Source organism: Dongia sp. (assembly GCF_041905885.1).
In the GTDB taxonomy this organism is placed as follows: domain Bacteria; phylum Pseudomonadota; class Alphaproteobacteria; order Dongiales; family Dongiaceae; genus Dongia.
Genome location: NZ_JAYRKD010000020.1, coordinates 24,833 through 44,051 on the forward strand (window position 1 = coordinate 24,833; position 19,219 = coordinate 44,051).

Annotated in this window: 19 protein-coding genes; 9 read left to right on the plus strand and 10 right to left on the minus strand. The window is 66.7% G+C overall.

The window, feature by feature from the left end; translation table 11 throughout:
• Nucleotides 1-244: 244 nt before the first annotated feature.
• Entirely contained in the window at nt 245-1,810 is a 1,566-nt protein-coding gene (locus ACH2CY_RS18900; protein WP_395020879.1) for a DegQ family serine endoprotease, read from the plus strand.
• 191 nt (nt 1,811-2,001) lie between these two features.
• Here ACH2CY_RS18900 and ACH2CY_RS18905 read toward each other — a convergent pair whose 3' ends face one another.
• The 3 genes from ACH2CY_RS18905 to ACH2CY_RS18915 form a co-directional block, all read right to left on the minus strand.
• Nucleotides 2,002-2,319 carry a hypothetical protein gene (locus ACH2CY_RS18905; RefSeq protein WP_395020880.1) on the minus strand — a complete coding sequence of 106 codons (318 nt, stop codon included), beginning with the start codon at nt 2,317-2,319 and terminating at the stop codon, nt 2,002-2,004.
• A gap of 86 nt (nt 2,320-2,405) precedes the next feature.
• Nucleotides 2,406-3,185, minus strand: a complete 780-nt coding sequence (locus ACH2CY_RS18910) for an enoyl-CoA hydratase (protein ID WP_395020881.1) — start codon at nt 3,183-3,185, stop codon at nt 2,406-2,408.
• An 8-nt stretch (nt 3,186-3,193) separates the two neighbouring features.
• Nucleotides 3,194-3,550: a hypothetical protein gene (locus tag ACH2CY_RS18915; RefSeq protein WP_395020882.1), complete on the minus strand. Its 357-nt coding sequence runs from the start codon at nt 3,548-3,550 to the stop codon at nt 3,194-3,196.
• A gap of 156 nt (nt 3,551-3,706) precedes the next feature.
• Here ACH2CY_RS18915 and ACH2CY_RS18920 point away from each other — a divergent pair, with 156 nt between their 5' ends.
• The 6 genes from ACH2CY_RS18920 (at nt 3,707) to ACH2CY_RS18945 (ending at nt 9,253) form a co-directional block, all read left to right on the plus strand.
• Complete coding sequence (locus tag ACH2CY_RS18920; RefSeq protein ID WP_395020883.1) at nt 3,707-5,641, plus strand: MHYT domain-containing protein; 1,935 nt, start codon at nt 3,707-3,709, stop codon at nt 5,639-5,641.
• Between the two features lie 250 nt (nt 5,642-5,891).
• Nucleotides 5,892-6,227 carry an ArsR/SmtB family transcription factor gene (locus ACH2CY_RS18925; protein WP_395020885.1) on the plus strand — a complete coding sequence of 112 codons (336 nt, stop codon included), beginning with the start codon at nt 5,892-5,894 and terminating at the stop codon, nt 6,225-6,227.
• A gap of 16 nt (nt 6,228-6,243) precedes the next feature.
• Complete coding sequence (locus ACH2CY_RS18930) at nt 6,244-6,750, plus strand: arsenate reductase ArsC (RefSeq protein ID WP_395020886.1); 507 nt, start codon at nt 6,244-6,246, stop codon at nt 6,748-6,750.
• Nucleotides 6,751-6,752: 2 nt separating this feature from the next.
• Nucleotides 6,753-7,826 carry an ACR3 family arsenite efflux transporter gene (gene arsB / locus ACH2CY_RS18935; RefSeq protein WP_395020887.1) on the plus strand — a complete coding sequence of 358 codons (1,074 nt, stop codon included), beginning with the start codon at nt 6,753-6,755 and terminating at the stop codon, nt 7,824-7,826.
• 333 nt (nt 7,827-8,159) lie between these two features.
• Nucleotides 8,160-8,546 (plus strand): thioredoxin family protein, encoded by a 387-nt coding sequence (locus ACH2CY_RS18940; RefSeq protein ID WP_395020889.1) that lies wholly within the window; start codon nt 8,160-8,162, stop codon nt 8,544-8,546.
• A complete protein-coding gene (locus tag ACH2CY_RS18945) occupies nt 8,546-9,253 on the plus strand; it encodes a cytochrome c biogenesis CcdA family protein (RefSeq protein WP_395020891.1) in 708 nt (235 codons plus the stop codon). Before ACH2CY_RS18940 ends, ACH2CY_RS18945 begins: the two co-directional genes overlap by 1 nt.
• 57 nt (nt 9,254-9,310) lie before the next feature.
• Here ACH2CY_RS18945 and ACH2CY_RS18950 read toward each other — a convergent pair whose 3' ends face one another.
• The 5 genes from ACH2CY_RS18950 to mutM all read right to left on the minus strand — a co-directional run bounded on the left by ACH2CY_RS18950 (nt 9,311) and on the right by mutM (nt 14,478).
• The gene (locus tag ACH2CY_RS18950) at nt 9,311-10,543 is read right to left on the minus strand and encodes an MFS transporter (RefSeq protein ID WP_395020892.1); all 1,233 of its coding nucleotides are present in this window, start codon (nt 10,541-10,543) and stop codon (nt 9,311-9,313) included.
• Nucleotides 10,540-11,958 (minus strand): FAD-dependent oxidoreductase, encoded by a 1,419-nt coding sequence (locus ACH2CY_RS18955; RefSeq protein WP_395020894.1) that lies wholly within the window; start codon nt 11,956-11,958, stop codon nt 10,540-10,542. Before ACH2CY_RS18955 ends, ACH2CY_RS18950 begins: the two co-directional genes overlap by 4 nt.
• A complete protein-coding gene (locus ACH2CY_RS18960) occupies nt 11,958-12,272 on the minus strand; it encodes an ArsR/SmtB family transcription factor (protein ID WP_395020895.1) in 315 nt (104 codons plus the stop codon). Before ACH2CY_RS18960 ends, ACH2CY_RS18955 begins: the two co-directional genes overlap by 1 nt.
• Before the next feature lie 128 nt (nt 12,273-12,400).
• Nucleotides 12,401-13,612, minus strand: a complete 1,212-nt coding sequence (locus ACH2CY_RS18965; RefSeq protein WP_395020896.1) for an adenylate/guanylate cyclase domain-containing protein — start codon at nt 13,610-13,612, stop codon at nt 12,401-12,403.
• Between the two features lie 41 nt (nt 13,613-13,653).
• Nucleotides 13,654-14,478: a bifunctional DNA-formamidopyrimidine glycosylase/DNA-(apurinic or apyrimidinic site) lyase gene (gene mutM / locus ACH2CY_RS18970; protein WP_395020897.1), complete on the minus strand. Its 825-nt coding sequence runs from the start codon at nt 14,476-14,478 to the stop codon at nt 13,654-13,656.
• A 179-nt stretch (nt 14,479-14,657) separates the two neighbouring features.
• Here mutM and ubiE point away from each other — a divergent pair, with 179 nt between their 5' ends.
• Nucleotides 14,658-15,404, plus strand: a complete 747-nt coding sequence (gene ubiE, locus ACH2CY_RS18975) for a bifunctional demethylmenaquinone methyltransferase/2-methoxy-6-polyprenyl-1,4-benzoquinol methylase UbiE (protein ID WP_395020898.1) — start codon at nt 14,658-14,660, stop codon at nt 15,402-15,404.
• A complete protein-coding gene (gene ubiB, locus ACH2CY_RS18980) occupies nt 15,405-16,961 on the plus strand; it encodes a 2-polyprenylphenol 6-hydroxylase (RefSeq protein WP_395020900.1) in 1,557 nt (518 codons plus the stop codon).
• On the opposite strand, the gene ACH2CY_RS18985 is transcribed toward ubiB, so the two are convergent.
• Together ACH2CY_RS18985 and ACH2CY_RS18990 are read right to left on the minus strand one after the other, a co-directional pair.
• A complete protein-coding gene (locus ACH2CY_RS18985) occupies nt 16,962-17,729 on the minus strand; it encodes a hypothetical protein (RefSeq protein WP_395020901.1) in 768 nt (255 codons plus the stop codon).
• Nucleotides 17,726-19,054, minus strand: coding sequence for an NAD(P)/FAD-dependent oxidoreductase (locus ACH2CY_RS18990; protein WP_395020902.1), 1,329 nt, complete (start codon nt 19,052-19,054; stop codon nt 17,726-17,728). The genes ACH2CY_RS18985 and ACH2CY_RS18990 overlap by 4 nt, the downstream gene beginning before the upstream one ends.
• Between the last annotated feature and the right edge of the window lie 165 nt (nt 19,055-19,219).

The following is a 19,219-nucleotide window of genomic DNA, read 5'->3' on the forward strand; positions in this document are numbered from 1 at the left end:
CTTTACGTCTCGAAATGTCCGGATTCGGAGCTGCCGAAAGCTTGCAACGGTCATTTTGGAAGCGCGGCGAACCGGCGCGACCGGAAAAGAGTAACCGATTGTAACAGGCTCTCCGGGCGTCGCAATTCGTTACCAATCGGGGCTTTGGTCGACATCGCCTTGCGGCGATAACACCCCAATATCCTTCGCAACAGAGCGGGGGCACATCCCCAGCCTCTACACCCTTCCCGGAGGATCCAGTCTGATGTTCAACTTCTTCAAACAGAACCGCATGGCGCGCAAGCTGGCTTTGGCCGCGACCGCGGCCAGCTTCGTGGCGGTGCCCGCCCTGGTCGGCGGCCTCGTCCTCAAGGACGTGCCGGTGATCCAGCCGGCCCAGGCGGATACCAACCTCACCGACCAGGCCGGCGGCACCGTGCAGATGGTGCCGGCGAGCTTCGCCGATCTTGCCGCGAAAGTGACGCCGGCGGTGGTCAACATCTCCTCGACCCATGTCGAGACCGGCGACGCGCAGCAACCCAACATGCCCGACCTGCGCGGCACCCCGTTCGAGCAGTTCTTCAAGCAGTTCATGGAGCAGCAGGGTCAGGGCCAGAAGCCGGCCAAGCGCAAGGCCACGGCCTTGGGCTCCGGCTTCGTCATCGACCCCAGCGGCTATGTGGTCACCAACAACCACGTGATCGAGTCCGCGACCGACATCCAGGTCACCACCACCGATGGCGTCGATCATCCGGCCAAGCTGATCGGCGCCGACCCGAAGACCGATCTGGCGCTGCTGAAGATCGAGACCGACAAGCCGATGGCTTTCGTCGAGTTCGGCGACAGCGACAAGACGCGGGTCGGCGACTGGGTGCTGGCGATCGGCAATCCGTTCGGCCTGGGCGGCACGGTCACGACCGGCATCGTCTCGGCCCGGAGCCGCGACATCCATGAAGGTCCGTTCGACGACTTCCTGCAGATCGACGCCTCGATCAACCAGGGCAATTCCGGCGGCCCGACCTTCGACATGAAGGGCAACGTGGTCGGCATCAACACCGCGATCTTCTCGCCCTCCGGCGGTTCGGTCGGCATCGGCTTCGCCATCCCGTCCAATCTCGCCAAGCCGATCCTGGCGGAGCTCAAGGACAAGGGCTCGATCCAGCGCGGCTATCTCGGCGTCGAGATCCAGCAGGTGACGCCGGAGATCGCCAAGGCGATCGGCCTCGACGAGCCGAAGGGCGCGCTGGTCGCCGGCATCCAGCCGGACAGCCCGGCGGCGAAGGCGAAGCTCGAGCCCGGCGATGTCATCGTCTCCTTCAACAACCAGCCGGTCCACGAGATGCGTGACCTGCCGCGCCTGGTGGCGGAGACCGATCCCAACGCCAAGGTCGAGCTCGGCATCTTGCGCAACAAGCACGAGATGACGGTCGCGACCACGGTCGGCAAGATGAAGGACGACGAGAAGGTCGCGAGCAACGACACGCAGAACCAGGACGACGGCAGCGCCGAGGACGGCAAGGCCGGCGTCCAGGTTTCGGCGCTCGGCGCCACCCTGGCGCCGGTCACGGCGCAGACCCGGCAGATGTTCAATCTCGAGGACGGCGAGAAGGGCGTCGTGGTCGCCGACCTCGACTCCGAAGGACCGCTGGCCGACCAGGGCATCCGCCCGGGCGACGTGATCAAGCGGGTCTCGGACTCCGCGGTGGCGTCGCCGGCCGATGTGAAGCGCCTCGCCGAGAAGGCCAAGGAGAACAAGGAGAACGTGCTGCTGATGCTGGTCGATCGCGGCGGCCGCAGCCTGTTCATCGCGGTGAAGCTCGACAACGCATAACCGCGGCCAAGAGATAGGACCCCACGGGCTGCGGCCAGCCCCTGCCTCCACGCCCCGCGAGGCCGTAACCGGAAGGTCCTTTCGTCGGCGCGGGTTCCACCCCATCCCCCGGAACCCGCGCCGACAACCCTAAGCCCCCACGACTGATAAGCCCGCCTCGCAAGAGGCGGGCTTCTTTCTGCGCGGCGCTTTCAGCGGGTGTTTTCTTCGGTGAGCAGCTTGGTCAGGATCGCGCGCCACTGGGCGGTGGGCGGGCGGTACTTGATGTCGAGGCCGCGGGAATCGTTGGTGAGCACGACGCCGTAGGTCGGCAGCCGGCGCTCCTTGCCCTGGAGGTCCATGACGAAGGAGAAATCGAGGCGCTGCTTCGGCGCGATCCAGTCCGGCGCGCCGCCGATCATCACTTCCTGGATGTTCATGCCGACGACCGGGTAGAGCTTGAGGTCGATCGACACTTGCATGCACTTCAAGGTGAAGCGCGGCAGGGCTGAGGCAACGGGATGCGACATGATACGGGCGCCGGGTCCAACAATCGTTCGATCCTAGAGAAACCCAATATGGTTACGAAACCGTTAGCCTGCGACGACCCCCACTCTCAACGGTTCTTGAAGGCGGGCTTCCGCTTCTCGACGAAGGCGGCCATGCCCTCCTTCTGGTCCTCGGTGGCGAAGGCAGCGTGGAACATCCGGCGCTCGAACTGGATGCCCTCGGCGAGCGTGGTCTCGAAGGCCCGGTTGACCGATTCCTTGGCCATCATCGCGACCGGCAGGGACATGGCAGCGATCTTCGCGGCCGCCGCCATGGCCTCTTCCAGCAGCTTCTCCGCCGGAACCACGCGGGCCACCAGGCCGGCCCGCTCGGCCTCCGCCGCGTCCATCATCCGGCCGGTCAGCACCAGGTCCATGGCCTTGGCCTTGCCGAGGGCGCGGGTCAGGCGCTGGGTCCCGCCGGCGCCGGGGATGATGCCGAGCGTGATCTCCGGCTGGCCGAACTTGGCGGTCTCGGCGGCGATGATGAAGTCGCACATCATCGCCATCTCGCAGCCGCCGCCGAGCGCGAAGCCCGCGACCGCGGCGATCACCGGCTTGCGGCAGGCGGCGACCCGCTCCCAGCCGATGGTGATGAAGTCCTTCGTGTAGACCTCGATGAAGCTCCGGTCCTTCATCTCCTTGATGTCGGCGCCGGCGGCGAAGGCCTTGTCCGAGCCGGTGATGACGACGGCGCCGATCCCGGGATCCGCCTCGAAGGCGTCCAGGGCCTCCCCCAGCTCCGCCACCAGCGCGTCGCAGAGCGCATTCAGCGCCTTCGGGCGGTTGAGCGTGATAAGGCCGACCCGGCCCTGGGTGGAGACGAGGATGTTCTCGAAATTGCTCACTTGCGGACTCACTGGTTCTGGGAAGAAAGGGTGTAGCTGACGTTGACCGGGCCGGCATCGGGACCCCAGACGTCGATCTTCAGGATCTCGTTCTTGCGGTGATAGGTGCCGGTCTTCTGCCGGTCCCAGCCGAGTGCCGGCAGGGTGTCGTCGTAGAAGTCGAGCACGGCCGAGGGCTTCACATTGCCGGTCGCATAGGCGTTGACGATCCGCCCCAGCGGCGTGTCGAAGACGGTCGCCTTCTCGGCCTGCTCCTTCAAGCCGTCGGCCAGGGGCAAGTCACTGACCGCCTTCAGATATTCGGCGGCCGAGGCGGGCATGACAGAGGCGAGGAGCAGGATCAGGACAGCAATCCAGCGGCGCATTTGACCTCTCCGGAACGGGGGTGCCCCTTCTAGCCCGGATCGCCGGATCAGGCCAGAGTCGGCGCAAAGGCCACACAGACGTGGTGGGCACTGGTGAGTATTCGTTAATGCATCATCGATAAAGTCCAGGCCGTTAATAATCCTAGGTGAGTGGACTTGCCTCCAGTTTTCGGCCCGGCCCTCGAGGGGGACTATGATCTCCGTCTCGTCGCGCTGGCCTGTGTCATCGCGGTCTTCGCCTCCTTTGCCTCGCTGAACCTCGCGGGCCGGATCCGATCGTCGACCGGCGGCGCGAAGCTCGCCTGGCTCTGCGGCGCGGCGGTGTCGCTGGGCGGCGGCATCTGGTCGATGCATTTCGTCGCGATGCTCGCCTTCTCGATGCCGGTCTTGATCCAATACGACTTCGCCTGGACCGTGGCCTCGATGGCGATGGCGATCCTGGCGGTGGGCGCCGGCTATGCCCTGATCGCCTTCGGCTCCTTGAAGCCGGTGCGCCTGATCCTGGCCGGCCTGGTCACCGGCATCGGCGTGGTCATCATGCATTACGCCGGGATGGAGGCCATGCTGATGCAGGCCACCATCGCCTACGACCGGACCCTGTTCGTCGCCTCGGTGCTGATCGCGGTCACTGCCGCGGCCGTCGCACTCTGGCTGAGCTTCCGCCTCGATGGCTTGATCACCAAGCTCGGCGCCTCCTTCGTGATGGGCGCCGCCATCGCCGGCATGCATTTCACCGGCATGTTCGCCGCCACCTTCTCGCTCTGCCTCACCGGCAATGCGGGCGTGTACGAAGGCCTCGACCAGCGGCTGCTGGCCGTCATCATCGCCGGCGCCGCCTTCGTCATTCTTTCGCTCGGCCTCGCCTCGGCGCTGTTCGACCAGCGCCTCTCGCGCCAGGCCACCGCGAGCGCCGCCGAACTCACCCGCAGCGAGAAGCGCTTCCGCGCCCTGGTCGGCGCCAGCTTCGACATCATCGCCGTGCTCGATGCCGAGGGCCGCATCCTCTACGGCAGCCCGTCCGCCAAGCGGGTGCTCGGCTATGGCCGCGATGCGCTGATCGGCCGGCTGCTGACCGAGATCGCGGTCGGCGAGGACGAGGCCGCGACCCGCAGCCTGATCGAGCGCCTGCGTGGCAACGCCGAGGGCGCGGTCAGCGGCGAGATCCGCTGCCGGACGGAATCCGGCGCGGTGGTCGATCTCGAGTTCCACGGCAGCAACCATCTCGACGATCCGGATGTCGGCGGCCTGGTCATCAACCTGCGCGACATCACCGAGCGGAACCGGGTCGGCGCCGAGCTGCGCGCCGCCAAGGCCCGCGCCGAATCCGCCAACGAATCGAAATCGAAGTTCCTCGCCAATGTCAGCCATGAGCTCCGCACGCCGCTGAACTCGATCATCGGCTTCTCGGATCTCCTGAAGACCGCGCCGCACGGGCCGCTCGGCGACCCGCGCTATGGCGGCTTCGTCGAGGACATCAACAAGAGCGGCAAGTATCTGTTGACGGTCATCAACAGCCTGCTCGACTACACCAAGGCGGATTCCGGTCATCTCAGGCTCGAGAACATCCTGGTCGATCCGATGGCCGAGGCGAAGATCTGCTTGCGCCTGTTCGAGGAGCAGGTCGCGGCCAAGATGCTCGACTTCAAGATCGAGCCGGTCAGCGACGACTTCATGCTGATGCTCGACCGCAGCAAGCTTCGGCAGATCCTGATCAACCTCATCTCCAACGCGGTGAAGTTCACGCCGGACCACGGCAAGATCGCGCTCCGCGCCTATCTCGAGACCGACCGTTCCTGCGTCATCAACGTGCAGGACAACGGCATCGGCATGTCCGATGCCGACGTCGCGATGGCGCTGCAGCCCTTCGGCAAGGCCGGCTCCAATCTCCTGCGCGGCGACGACGGCGCGGGCCTCGGTCTGCCGCTGGCAAAAGCCCTGGTCGAGCTGCATGGCGGCAAGCTGGAGATCGCCAGCGCCCGCGACCTCGGCACCCTGGTCCGCATCATCCTGCCGCCGGACCGGGTGAAATACGTCGCCGCCGCCGACCGCCCCGGCGCCGGCAGCGCAACCGTTCGGCTGATCGCCAGCTAGAGCCCGGGCGCCGAACCTTTACGGCCTGGCCCCGTAAAGTCACTCTAATCCTTTGATGGCATTTGACTAATCACCCTTCTGCGCCGAGCGGCCATCCCGCTGTCGTAAAGGCCCTGTAAAGGTTCCGCCTTCGAATGGTCTCGCCATCAGCGCTCGATATTCCGAAGCCATTGTAATTCTCTTTTTGTTCCCTGCCAAATCACGAAAGTGCAGCTTGCACGCGGCGCTACACTTCTGTATTTCTCGAAATATGAAAAAGATACTCGCCCTCGAAGCCTTCGGCGCGCTCGCCCAGGAGACGCGGCTGGATATCTTTCGCCGCCTGATCCGCGAATTCCCGGCGCCGATGGCCGCGGGGAACCTGGCGAAGGATCTCGACGTGCCGCCAAGCACGCTGTCGACCCATCTCGCGATCCTCAGCCGCGCCGGCTTGGTGAAGGCCGAACGGCAGGGGCGCACCATCCTCTATGCCGCCGACACCGAGGGCGCCCGCGCACTCCTCTCTTACCTGATCAAGGATTGCTGCAACGGCCAGCCGGAGATCTGCCAGCCGCTGCTGGAAGCGGCGACGCCCGCCTGCTGCTGAATTGGGAGCAACCGAAATGGGTCTCATCTTCAACGTGCTCTTCCTCTGCACCGGCAATTCGGCGCGGAGCATCCTGGCCGAAGCGATCCTCAACCGCGAAGGCAAGGGCAAGTTCGTCGGCTACAGCGCCGGCAGCCAGCCCAAGGGCCAAGTGCATCCTTTCGCGATCGACCTCTTGAAGAAACTGAACCACCCCACCGATGGACTGCGCTCGAAAAGCTGGGACGAGTTCGCCGGGGCGGGCGCGCCGGAGATGGATTTCGTCTTCACCGTCTGCGACAACGCGGCCAGCGAAGTCTGCCCGGTCTGGCCAGGCCAGCCGATGACGGCGCATTGGGGCCTGCCCGATCCGGCCGCGGCTGAAGGATCGGAGGCGGAGCGCCGCCTCGCCTTCGCCGACGCCTATCGCCAGCTCAGCAACCGGATCTCGATCTTCACCAGCCTGCCGATCGCATCGCTCGATCGCCTGAGCCTGCAGCGGCGGCTCGAGGATATCGGCCGCAAGTTCCCGGAAACGGCCTGACCATGTCCGCCTTCGAGCGTTACCTGACCTTGTGGGTCGGCCTGTGCATCCTGCTCGGGATTGCGCTCGGGCATTTCATGCCGGGCGTGTTCACCGCGATCGGCGGTGCTGAGGTCGCGCAGGTCAACCTGCCGGTCGCGCTGCTGATCTGGCTGATGATCGTGCCGATGCTGATGAAGATCGACTTCGCGGCACTCGGCCAGGTCAAGGAACATTGGCGCGGGATCGGCGTCACCCTGTTCATCAACTGGGCGGTGAAGCCCTTCTCGATGGCGGCGCTCGGCTGGCTGTTCATCGGCACGCTGTTCCGCGAATATCTGCCGGCGGAGCAGATCGACTCCTACATCGCCGGTCTCATTCTGCTGGCGGCGGCGCCCTGCACCGCCATGGTCTTCGTCTGGAGCAATCTCTCCGACGGCGAGCCGCATTTCACCCTGAGCCAGGTGGCGCTCAACGACGTGATCATGGTCTTCGCCTTCGCCCCGATCGTCGGCCTGCTGCTCGGCTTGTCCGCGATCACCGTGCCCTGGCAGACTTTGCTGCTCTCGGTCGTTCTCTACATCGTCGTCCCGGTGATCATCGCCCAGATCGCGCGCCGCAGTCTCCTCGCCGGCGGGCCGGAGCGGTTCCGCGCGGCGCTGGCGAAGATCCAGCCGGTCTCGCTGCTCGCCTTGCTGACCACGCTGGTCCTGCTGTTCGGCTTCCAGGGCGAGCAGATCATCGCCCAGCCGCTGGTGATCGGCCTGCTGGCGATCCCGATCCTGATCCAGGTCTATTTCAACGCCGGCCTCGCCTATCTGCTGAACCGGGTGACCGGCGAGACGCATTGCGTCGCCGCACCCTCCGCGCTGATCGGCGCCAGCAACTTCTTCGAGCTGGCGGTGGCGGCGGCGATCAGCCTGTTCGGCTTCCATTCCGGCGCAGCCCTCGCAACCGTGGTCGGCGTGCTGATCGAGGTGCCGGTGATGCTGTCGGTGGTGAAGATCGTGAATGCCAGCAAGGGCTGGTATGAGCGTGGCCAAGGCCCGGAGGCCCGCCGCAAGGCCGCGCTGGGCAGCGCGGGCGACGGCGACTAGGAAGACCTCCGGCCGACGCCAGGTCCTCCAGGATCACGCAGGGCACTGGCCGGCCCGCATGCGCAGGCCGCGTTGCAGCTTGCGCCAAGACGCGAGAGGTTGATCTCGGGCGGTGCGTTACGGCAGGCCACCCTGCCAATTCCAAGTCCAGCCAACACCCTTTCCCTGTAACCATTCCGATCCCTCCAACGCACTGTTCTTGGCCAGGATAGGACCTCAAGCCGCGCGAGGTTCAAGAGAGGTTTGAACCATGGGCGGCGCGACGGCCGCTGACATTCGCCCGACTTCCGGCACCCATACCCATAGCAAATGCAAGAACAAGGAGATCGTGACATGAGACTGCTGCGCCGAACCTTCCTGCTTTCGACCTTGCTCCTTCCCTTTGCAACAGCGCAGGCCGCGACGCGACAGACTTTCGATCCCGCCGCCTTCCAGCAGGCGCAGGCCGCGGGAAAGTCCATTTTCGTTCACGTGACGGCGCCCTGGTGTCCCACCTGCAAGCGGCAGAAGCCCATCGTGGCGCAGTTCGAGCAGGACGCCAAGTTCGGCGAACTTATGATCTTCGAGGTCGACTTCGACAGCCAGAAGGATGCCCTGCAGTTGCTTCAGGTGCAGGCGCAGAGCACGATGATCGCGTTCAAGGGCAAGACCGAGACCGGCCGCGCGGTCGGCATCACGGATCCGGAGCAGATCGAGGCGCTCATGGACAAAGCGCTCTGATGGCGCTCGCATTCCTGGCGGGCCTGCTCTCGACGCTCTCGCCTTGCGTCCTGCCGCTGTTGCCGGTCGTCTTCGGTGCTGCGGTCTCCGAGCACAAGCTGGCGCCGCTGCTGCTGGCGGCAGGCATCGCGCTTTCCTTCACCGGCATCGGCCTGTTCGTCGCGCTCGCCGGCTTCGCGCTGGGGCTGGATGCCGGTTTGATCCGCATCGGCGCCGCGCTCCTGATGATGGCTGTGGGTGTCGTGCTCGCGGTGCCGCCGATCCACGGCCGGTTGGTCGCCGCAGCGGGCCCGGTGAGCAACTTGGCGTCCGACCGGTTCGGCGGCTTCTCGGTCGCGGGCCCGCAGGGCCAGCTCGGTCTCGGCCTGCTGCTCGGCGCGGTCTGGTCGCCCTGCGTCGGGCCGACGCTCGGCGCGGCTTCCTTGATGGCGGCACAGGGCCGCGACATCGCCCAGGTGACCGGCACCATGCTGCTGTTCGGCATCGGCGCCGCGGTTCCGCTGCTGCTCGTCGGCTTGGCGTCGCGCAGGCTGCTCAACCGGTGGCGCGACCGCATCATGCTGGCACAGTCATCGCTGCGCACGCTGCTCGGCGTCGCGCTGGTGCTGTTCGGCCTGCTGGTGCTGACCGGCGCCGACCGCGGGATTGCAACCGCGATCGAGAATGTGGCGCCCGATTGGTTGACCGACCTGACGACCCGCTTCTAGCCGGTCGCCGCCGTCATCTGCCGGGTCGCCGCATCCGTCGTCCTGGTCGGCCCACGCTCAGTCTCGAGCGGGCAAGCGCCGCAGCGGCGCGGTCATCGCCAGCAGGACCATCCCTAGCGCGAAATTGCCGAGAGCGACGATCCCGACGGTGCCGAGCGTCGCTTCGGCGCCGAGGCCGGCGATCAGCATTGCGCCGAGCGAGGGTGCCGCGGCCTGGGCGATCAGGCTCGGCATCGCCAGCTTGCCCATGATCGGCGCGTAGTTGGCCGCGCCGAACAAGGCCAGGGGCAACGTCGCCCGGGCGATCGATTCCAGCCCGATCCCGGCGCCGTAAAGGATGAGCGCGAACGCGACCAGCGGGATGCCGGCCCAGAACAGGCCGAGGCCCAGCGCCATGAAGGTGACCGAGGCGATCTTGGTCCAGATCGGATGATGGTAACGGCTGATCAGCATCTCGGTGAAACGCGCGCCGACCTGCGCCGGACCGATCATCGCGCCGAGCGCGACCGCGGCGGCGAGCGAGATGCCGCGGGACTGGAGCAGGGTCATCAGATGCACGGAGATGAGGGTCGTCAAGGTCGAGCTGACCATGATCGCAACCGCGAGCAGGATGAAGATCGCGCGCAGGCGTTGCGGCTGCTGCGCGGCGGCCGGGCCGACCAGGGCCTTGTCGGCTTCCGCCCAGGATGGCGCATGACGATCGCCGATCGCGATCAGATAGACCGGCAGCGAGAACAGGAGATGGATCGCGGCATAAGTGCCGCAGGCGCCGCGCCAGCCGAGCTCCGTCACCAGGAAAGCCGAGAGCGGCCAGCAGGCGGTGCTGGCCAACCCGCCGAACAGCGTCAGCGTGGTGATGTGGTGGCGCGCCGCGTGGCCATAGAGCCGACCCAGGGTCGAGAAGGCCGCGTCATAAAGACCGGCGCCCATGCCGAGGCCGATCAGAATCCAGGCTGCGATGTAGGTCGGGAGATTCGGCGCCAGCGCGAGGCCGAGCTGACCGGTGCCGATCAGGATCGCGCTCGCCGCCAGGACCGGCCGTCCGCCGCGGCGGTGGATCTGCCGGCCGACCAGCGGCGAGACCAGGCCGGCGATCAGCAGCCCCAGCGACAGCCCGGCCACGACCCAGGTCAGCGGCCAGCCGGTATCGGCAGAGATCGGCTGCGCCAGCACCGCGAGCAGATAGTAGGAGGAGCCCCAGGCCAGGATCTGGGTGAGCCCGAGCGCCGGGACGATCAGCTTCGGTGACGGGACCGCGACGGCAGCGCCTTCGGCGGTCGAAGCGGTCAAGCGGCGACGCCGCAGCCGCAGCCCTTCCGGCCTTCGTCCTTGGCAACCTCGTCGGCGACGCAGCAGGCATCTTCCCGCACGATCGCCGGACCGCCGCAGCAGCCCGCGGTCTTGGCGGCGACGCTCTTGGCGGCGAGCGGCGCGCAGCAGCCGGCACCTTCTTCGTCGAAGTCAGTCTGGCAGATGCCGGTATCGGGCAGGACCAGGTGCACGTTGTCGGCAGCCACCCTGTCGCCGGCGATTGCCGCGGCCACCGAGCGCGCCTGCTCGTAGCCGGTCAGCAGCAGGAAGGTGGGCGCGCGGCCGTAGCTCTTGACGCCGATCGTGTAGAAGCCGGGCTCGGGATGCGAGAGTTCGCGGTGTCCGTGCGGCTCGACCGAGCCGCAGGAATGCAGGTTGGGGTCGATCATCGGCCCCAGCACCTTGACGCTTTCCAGCCAGGGATCGAGCTCCAGCCGGAGCTCGCGGGTCATCTCGAGATCGGGGCGCTGGCCGGTCGCGACGATGATCTCATCGACCTCCGGCAGGGTGACGGCATCGCCATCGACTTGGCCCGAGAGCGTGACACCCGCGCGGGAGCGCGCGACCGACTCCGTCGCGAAACCGGTGACCAGGGTGACCCGGCCGGAATCGACCAGGCTCTTCAGGTGCTGGCCGAGCTTGCCACGCGCCGCCAGCTCGTCGGCATCGCCGCCGCCGTAGATCTTCGCCATGTTCTTGCCGCGGACCACCCAGAGCAACGTCCCGGCCGATTCGAGCTTGGTGAGGTCGAGCAGCACGTTGATCGCGGAATAGCCGGCGCCGACTACGGCGACACGCTTGCCGGCATAGCATTCGCGCTGGCGCCCGAGGATGTCGGGCATGCCGTAGGCGAGGTGATCGCGCGATTCCGCCTCGCCCATCGCCGGCAGGCCGGTCGCGCCGAGCGGGTTGGGATTCTGCCAGGTCCCGGAGGCATCGATGACCACGCGGGCGAGATCGACACGCTCAGAGCCATCGAGCTTGCGGATGCGGAGCGCGAAGGGCTTGGTCTCGCGGCCCCGGCTCGCCACCTTGTCGATGCCCTGGCGCGAGATTGCGGTGACCTTGGCGCCGGTCTCGATCGCAGCGGCGAGGCCGGGCACGCGGCTCAATGGCAGCAGGTAGCGATCCACCAGATCGCCGCCGGTCGGCAGGGCATTGCTCCGCGGCAGCGACCAGCCCTCGGCTTCGAGCAGCCGGCGCGAGACCGGATCGACGCTCTGCTCCCAGGGGGTGAAGATGCGCACATGCGCCCAATCCTGGAGATTGGCGCCGACCGTGTTCCCGGCTTCATAGACGCGAACTGGGATGTTCCGTTCGACCAGGTTCGCGGCGGCGGCGAGGCCGACCGGTCCGGCGCCGATCACGGCAATGGGGAGATCGTTCATCGTCATCAAGCCACCTTCTTTCCACCGGCGCAGGCCGCGTCCATGCAGCATTCGTCGACCAGATAGGCGACCAGGCCGTTCATCGCGTCGTAATTGGCGCGGCAGATCAGGGTGGTCGCCTGCCGCTCCTGGGTGATCAGCCCGGCTTCCTTCAGATGCCGGATGTGATGCGACAGGGTCGAAGCCGCGATATCGAGCTTCGCCTGCAGCGTGCCGACGGGCAGCCCGTCATGCCCGGCCCGCACCAGCGTGCGGTAGAGCTTCAGCCGAAGCGGATTGCCGAGGGATTCGAGCTGGTGGGCGGCTATTTCGAGTTTCATGGAAATAAGATGGCGGCGATCACCGGCGCCGTCAAGGGGCTATTTCGATAGTAATGGAAATAAGAAATCCACTCGGCACGAGATTGCCGGGTCAAGCCCGGCAATGACGGTCGGTGGGAGGGGCCGCGCTACGAGGCGCGGCTTGCGCTGCGGTCGATGGTGAAGAGTTCTTGCGGCTGGCCGACGCCGCGCAAAGCGTAGCGGCCGAGCGAGACCAGGTCGCGGCGGCGCGGCCCCGCCCCTTCCGCGAAGGCCGAGGAGACGATCACCCGCTGGTCCAGCGAGCGGCACATGCCACCGATGCGGCTGGCCTCGTTGACCGCCGGGCCGAGCACGGTGAAGTCGAGACGGTTGGCGCTGCCGAAATTGCCGAACAGCAGGTCGCCGCAATGGAGCGCCAGGTAGAAGTCGGTGGTGCGCTGGCCCTGGGCGAGACGCGTCTCGCTGAGCGCCGCGATTTTCGCCTCGGCGCGGAAGGCGGCATCGAGTGCGTTCGACCGCGCAATGCCCATGTCGTCATCGGCGAAGATCGCGAGGATGCCGTCGCCGATGAATTTCAACACCTCGCCGCCATGCGCCTCGATCGATTCGACCAGGCAGGCCGCATACTCGTTGAGGAAGCTCAGCAGGTGCTCGCGCTCGACCTCGTCGGCGATGCGGGTGAAATGCTGCAGGTCGCTGTACCAGATGATGGTCTGGATCGCGTCGGCCTGGCCGCGGTTGATGTTGCCGCCGAGCACGCGTTGCGCGGCGCCGGCGCCGAGATAGGTTTCCAGCAGGGTGCGGATCGTGCTGTGCAGCGATCGGCTTTGATAGCCGAGCGCGAAGGCCCAGCCGACCCGCTCGAGCTGCGCGATCTCGAGATCGCTGTAGCCGCCGGGGCGGTCGATGGTCCAGGAGGAGACCATGCTGCCGACCTTGCCGCTGACTTCCGGATCGCCGTTACGGTGGATCAGCGCATAATAGTCGGTGCAACCCTCGGCTTTCAGCGTGTCCAGCAACTCGTATTCGCCGCTGCGATAATCGCCGTCGAGACGGCGGCGCATCGAGCTCTCGTTGCCCTCGACCAGAGTGCGGAAGGGGCTCTTCTCCCAATCGTCCAGCGAGACGCGGTCGTGGAAATATTCCTCGCGCTGCACCGGCTCGCCGCGCACCCAGCGGAAGCCGCGGGAATCGATGGTGGGATGCAATAGGCCGGAGCCGGCCGCGACCCGCTTCAAGGGCAAGCCGCCCGCGACGAAGCGGTCGCAGACACCCTGCAGCAATTCGCTCTCGCTGCGGCCGGCGAAAGCCGCCTGGATCAGCCAGTCGACGGTCGCGGTGACGGCTTCTTCCTGCATGAAATCGATAGCCTCTTGCGGTCTCGCTGCCGTTCAGATGGTTATCGCTGGCACTTCGGACAATAGAAAGTGCTGCGGCCGCCCTGGGTGATGCGGCGGACCGTGCCCGGACCGTTCGGGCAGGGCTTGCCCTCTTTCTCATAGACCCGCCAGCGGTGCTGGAAATAGCCGAGCTCGCCGTCGGCCTGGACATAATCCCGGAGCGACGAGCCGCCGGCCGCGACCGCCTCGTTCAGCACGGTCTTGATCGCCTGGGCGAGCTTCTCGGCGCGGTCGCCCTGCACCGTGTAGGCGAGGCGCTTCGGGCTGATGCCGGCACGGAACAAAGCTTCCGAGGCGTAGATGTTGCCGACGCCCGCGACCACCTTCTGGTCGAGGATCGCGACCTTGATCGAGGTCTTCTTGCCCTTCAAGGCCGCGGCCAGGATCGGGCCGCTGAACGCATTGCCGAGCGGCTCCGGGCCGATGCCCTTGATCAGCTTGTGCTGCTCGAGCTGGTCGGTGCGCACCAGGTCCATCATGCCGAAGCGGCGGGCGTCGTTGAACCTGAGGCACCAGCCGTCATCGGTTTCCATGATGACATGGTCATGGGTCTCGAGCGTCTCCGGCCGGCCCTTGGAGAGCAGCATGCGGCCCGACATGCCGAGATGCGCCAGCAAGGCATTGCCGTCATCGAGCTCAGCGACGATGTATTTGGCGCGCCGGCGCACCTTGATCACCTTCCGCCCGGTCAGCTTGTCGGCGAAGCCCTTCGGAAAGGGCCAGCGCAGGTCGCCGCGCCGGGTCTCCACCCTGACCAGCTTATGGCGCTCCAGGCGCTTGGCGAGGCCGCGGGCGACGGTTTCGACTTCGGGCAGCTCGGGCATGGGACCCTTGGAAAGCGCTGGGGGATGCGTTCGACGGAAGTTCCAAACTTAGCCCTTCGCCGGACCGCTTTAAAGGCCGGCTTCCCCAGACAACTGCCAGGCGCTGTCAGCAGCTTGCGACGCCCCGGCACAGGTCAGTCCTCTGGCCTATTCCAACCTTGGCCGCTATTGTCCGGCGCATGAACGAACAGAACGAAACCTGGTTCGGATTCCGCCGCGTCGATGCCGCGGAGAAGACCGAATTGGTGCGCGGGGTCTTCTCCTCGGTCGCCGGCCGCTATGACCTGATGAACGACCTGATGTCGGGCGGCATCCATCGGCTCTGGAAAGGGGCGATGATCGACTGGCTGAACCCCCGGAACGGCCAGCGCTTCCTCGATGTCGGCGGCGGCACCGGCGACATCGCCTTCAGGATCCATGAGCGCGCGCCGGAGACCGAGATCACGGTCTGCGACCTGACCCCGGAAATGCTCAGCGTCGGCCGCGACCGGGCCATCGACCGCGGCGTGCTTTCCGGGATCGACTGGGTCTCCGGCAATGCCGAGGCGCTGCCCGTCTCCGAGATGCAGTTCGACGCCTATACGATCGCCTTCTGCCTGCGCAACGTCGGCGACCAGGCCAAGGCCTTGCGCGAGGCCTATCGGAGCTTGCGGCCGGGCGGGCGATTCCTCTGCCTGGAATTCTCGCATGTCGCGGTGCCGGCGATCGCCAAGCTCTACGACGTCTATTCCTTCAAGGTGCTGCCCTGGCTCGGGCAGCATGTGGCCCAGGACCGCGACTCCTATCAGTATCTGGTGGAATCGATAAGGCGCTTTCCGACCCAGGACAACCTCGCGGGCATGATCACCGAAGCCGGGTTCCGACACGTCTCCTATCGCAATCTCTCCGCGGGCATCGCCGCGCTCCATTCCGGATGGCGTATCTGAATGCTGCGGGCGCTCCGTTCACTCTATCGCCTGTTCCAGATGGCGCGCAGCGCGGCGCGGCACGGCGCACTCTCGCCGTTCGAGGAAGCGCTGGCCGGCGCGGGCCTGACGCCGGTGGTGCTGTTCTTCATCCGCGTGATCTTCGGCCGGCCGGTCGGCGATCTCCGGCCCGGCGAACGCCTGGCCAATGCGTTGAGCGAGCTCGGGCCCGCCTTCATCAAGTTCGGCCAGGTGCTGTCGACCCGCTCCGATCTCTTGGGCGAGGAGGTCGCGGCGGATCTCGCCAAGCTGCAGGACCAGCTGCCGCATTTCAGTTCCTTCGAAGCGCGCAGCACGATCGAGGCCGAGCTCGGCGCGCCGATCGATCTCCTCTACCTGCAATTCGACGACGTGCCGGTCTCCGCCGCCTCGATCAGCCAGGTGCATTTCGCGCTCACCACGCCGGATGCGGCGCATCCCGAGGGCCGCGCCGTCGCGGTCAAGGTGCTGCGCCCGGATATCGAGCTCGCCTTCGCCCGCGACATCGACCTGCTGCTCTGGATCGCCGAGGTCATCGAGCGCACCCAGCCGAAGCTCCGCCGCCTGAAACCGGTCGAGGTGGTGAAGACCTTCGCGGCGACGGTGCGGGTCGAGATGGATCTCCGGCTCGAAGCCGCCTCGGCCTCGGAGCTCCGGGGCAATTTCGAGGGCGATCCCACCTATCGGGTGCCGGAGATCGACTGGCACCGTACCGCGCGCCGGGTGATGACCCAGCAGCGGCTCTCCGGCATTCCCTTCGACGACGGCCCGGCGATGCGGGCGGCGGGCCTGGATGTCGACGAGATCCTGACCAAGGCGGCCGGCGTGTTCTTCCACCAGGCCTTCCGCGACGGCTATTTCCACGGCGACCAGCATCCGGGCAACATGAGCGTCGGCCTGGACGGCGCGATCCAGGTGGTCGATTTCGGCATCATGGGCCGGATCGACAAGAAGACCCGCTATTTCCTGGCCGACATGCTGATGGGCTTCGTCGAGCATGACTATGCGCGGATCGCCAAGGTCTATGTCGATGCCGGCTACCTGCCGGCCTCGCAATCGGTCGAGGATTTCACCCTGGCCCTGCGCTCGATCGGCGAGCCGATCCACGGCAAGCCGCTGGCGGAAATCTCCTTCGCGCGGATTCTCGGCCAGATCTTCGCGGCCGCGGAGACCTTCGAGATGGAGGTGCAGCCGCAGCTGCTCCTCTTGCAGAAGAACATGCTGATCGCCGAGGGCGTGTCGCGGCAGTTGAACTCGCACTTGAACATCTGGGGCCTGGCCCAGCCGCTGATCGAGCAGTGGATGATCGAGAATCGCGGGCCCCAGGCGCGGATGGAACAGGCCGGCCTGGAATTCATCCATGCGGTCGAGCGGCTGCCGGCGGTGATGCGCAACATCGACCGCCTGGTCGGTCACCTGGCCGAAGGCGGCTTGAAGCTCGACCCCGAAGCCTTGAAGGTGATCAACCGCACGGGATCCAGCTGGTGGCTCTGGATCATCATCGCGGTGCTGGCCGCGGGCCTGCTGTTCACGCGCTGATCAGGCTTCCGGCGAGAGCGGCGGCGCGAAGCTGAACGCCGCAGGCAGGGCCGCTTCAATCGCCGCGACGGCATCCGGGAGATTCCGTGCCGACAGAGTGAGACCACGGCGGGCACCGGCGAAGGAACCGCAGATCAGCAGCGGCCCGCCAGCCGCGGCTGCCGCATCTTCTTCAGCCGCGGTCAAGGCCAGCCGCGTCAGCGCATGCGCACCGCCACGCGCCCGCCAATGCGCGACCAGATCGGCGGCGAGCGTTTCCGCCACCGCAATCCGCAAAGCGAGACCCGCGCGGGTCGGCGGCGCGAGAAACTCCCAGCCGGCCACGAGATCGCGGCGGATCACGCGGGCGGAGATGGGCACGCGGCGCCGCTCCGGATCGACTGCGACATGCGTTGCCGCGAAGCGGCGCGCCAGCTCGGGCCCGTAGGCCTCGGACGTGAACACGGCGGTCACCGGTGGCGCTGCCAGTTGCGCGAGACCGTCACGCATCAAGGCGACATGCGCCGCCCAGGCGTCTTCGCTCACATAGTCCACGCGATGCTCGTCCATGACACCGGTGACCCGCACAGCCGCGTCGTCGCGATGCGTGGCGGCCAGCCAAGCGACCCGGTCCGAGAGCGGGATCGATTCCACGCGCGAGGCCATGACCACGACGCTGACCCGGTGGCAAGCAGCGGCGGCGGTGCGGATCAACAGATGATGGCCCTGGTGCGGCGGATAGAATTTACCGATCACCAGGCCGTGCGACGTGGACGGCGTGTCGCTCAAATCCCGCCGATCAGCTCGATCTTCGAGCCGTCGAAGAAGCGGCCGAGGCGGAAGTCCTTCGGGTCCACGACCGGGCGCGCATTGGTGACGAGGTCGGCGGCGAGCTTGCCGGCGGCGGGGCCGATGCCGAAGCCATGGCCCGAGAAGCCGGTGGCGATCACCAAGCCCGGCAGCGTATCCACCGGCGAGATCACCGGCACCGCATCCGGCGTCACGTCGATCATGCCGGCCCAGTGCTGCGCGACCTTGGCGCCGGCGAAGCCCGGGTGCGCGGCGATCAGGGCCTGCAACGCACCTTCGGTCGCCTTCTGGTTCGGCACCGGGTCGAGGATGCGCAGCTTCTCGAACGGCGTCACTGCGTCGGGCTTCCAGCTGCGGGGCGTGTTCCATTCGTTCAGGAAGGCGCCGCTCAGGTGAATGCGAAAGGCTTGCCACTGGCTGCGCACCGCCGGCATGAATTTGGTGAGATAGCGGAAGGTGTTCGGCACGATCTCGACATCGTTGGCATCGCCGTCGGCGACCGTGTAACCGCCGTCGAGCCTTTTTCGGAAGGCGTATTTCGACGACCAGGTGTTGGTCTCGGGCAGGCCGCTCAAGGGCTCGGTGCGCAGCACCGAGTTCATCACCTTCAACTGCGGCAGGTCGATGCCGAGATTGCCGCAGAAGAGATTGGACCAGGCGCCGCCCGCCAGCACCACGCCCGAGCAGGCGATCGGCCCTTGCTCGGTGATGACGCCGGAGATGCGCCCGCCGGAGCGTTCGACGCTCCTGACGGCGCAGTTCTCGATGACGAGGGCGCCCTTCGCCTGCGCGGCGCGGGCGATCGCGGGCGCCGCCTTCTGCGGCTCCGCCCGGCCGTCGGACGCGGTGTAGAGCGCGCCCGCGAAACGCTTCTTCATCCCGGGCAGAAGCGCGGCGGTTTCATCGGCGGAAAGCATGCGGGTGTCGAGCTGATAGGGCCGCGCGTGTTCGAGCCAGCCGGCGTTGCGCGCCACATCGGCCTCGTTGTCGCAGGTATAAAGGATGCCGGACTTGCGGAAGCCGGTGTCGGCGCCGAGCCGCGTGTTGAGCCCGTCCCAGATGCGGAGCGATTCGATGATCAGCGGCAGCTCGCGCGGGTCGCGGCCCATCTTGCGGACCCAGCCCCAATTGCGGCTCGACTGTTCCGCGGCGATCTTGCCCTTCTCGCAGAGCACGACCGAGATGCCGCGCTCCGCCAGCTCGAGCGCCGCCGCGGTGCCGATGATGCCGCCGCCGATGACGACGATGTCCGCCTTGGCGGGAAGCGAGGTGTCGCTGGTGATGCTGTCGGGTGTCGGACCCATGAAGTGATGATTCCCCGGAAATCGACGTGAATGCCGCGGATACTAGAGGGCTTGCGGCAGCCCGGAAACCCGCCGGGCGGCGCTGATTTAACCACGCTTTGGCCATTTTCCCGGTTGAAGCTGGGGAACGAGGCGTTCCGCGCGGGGTTATGCCTGTTGGGACGC

What these genes read in the sequence shown, in the direction of transcription:
- ubiB (WP_395020900.1), top strand. Translation starts at nt 15,405, where the DNA reads ATGCTGCGGGCGCTCCGTTCACTCTATCGCCTGTTCCAGATGGCGCGC.
- ACH2CY_RS18930 (WP_395020886.1), top strand. Translation starts at nt 6,244, where the DNA reads ATGGGTCTCATCTTCAACGTGCTCTTCCTCTGCACCGGCAATTCGGCG.
- ACH2CY_RS18990 (WP_395020902.1), bottom strand. Translation starts at nt 19,054, where the DNA reads ATGGGTCCGACACCCGACAGCATCACCAGCGACACCTCGCTTCCCGCC.
- mutM (WP_395020897.1), bottom strand. Translation starts at nt 14,478, where the DNA reads ATGCCCGAGCTGCCCGAAGTCGAAACCGTCGCCCGCGGCCTCGCCAAG.
- ACH2CY_RS18915 (WP_395020882.1), bottom strand. Translation starts at nt 3,550, where the DNA reads ATGCGCCGCTGGATTGCTGTCCTGATCCTGCTCCTCGCCTCTGTCATG.
- ACH2CY_RS18945 (WP_395020891.1), top strand. Translation starts at nt 8,546, where the DNA reads ATGGCGCTCGCATTCCTGGCGGGCCTGCTCTCGACGCTCTCGCCTTGC.
- ACH2CY_RS18940 (WP_395020889.1), top strand. Translation starts at nt 8,160, where the DNA reads ATGAGACTGCTGCGCCGAACCTTCCTGCTTTCGACCTTGCTCCTTCCC.
- ubiE (WP_395020898.1), top strand. Translation starts at nt 14,658, where the DNA reads ATGAACGAACAGAACGAAACCTGGTTCGGATTCCGCCGCGTCGATGCC.
- ACH2CY_RS18900 (WP_395020879.1), top strand. Translation starts at nt 245, where the DNA reads ATGTTCAACTTCTTCAAACAGAACCGCATGGCGCGCAAGCTGGCTTTG.
- ACH2CY_RS18960 (WP_395020895.1), bottom strand. Translation starts at nt 12,272, where the DNA reads ATGAAACTCGAAATAGCCGCCCACCAGCTCGAATCCCTCGGCAATCCG.
- ACH2CY_RS18905 (WP_395020880.1), bottom strand. Translation starts at nt 2,319, where the DNA reads ATGTCGCATCCCGTTGCCTCAGCCCTGCCGCGCTTCACCTTGAAGTGC.
- ACH2CY_RS18965 (WP_395020896.1), bottom strand. Translation starts at nt 13,612, where the DNA reads ATGCAGGAAGAAGCCGTCACCGCGACCGTCGACTGGCTGATCCAGGCG.
- ACH2CY_RS18955 (WP_395020894.1), bottom strand. Translation starts at nt 11,958, where the DNA reads ATGACGATGAACGATCTCCCCATTGCCGTGATCGGCGCCGGACCGGTC.
- ACH2CY_RS18925 (WP_395020885.1), top strand. Translation starts at nt 5,892, where the DNA reads ATGAAAAAGATACTCGCCCTCGAAGCCTTCGGCGCGCTCGCCCAGGAG.
- arsB (WP_395020887.1), top strand. Translation starts at nt 6,753, where the DNA reads ATGTCCGCCTTCGAGCGTTACCTGACCTTGTGGGTCGGCCTGTGCATC.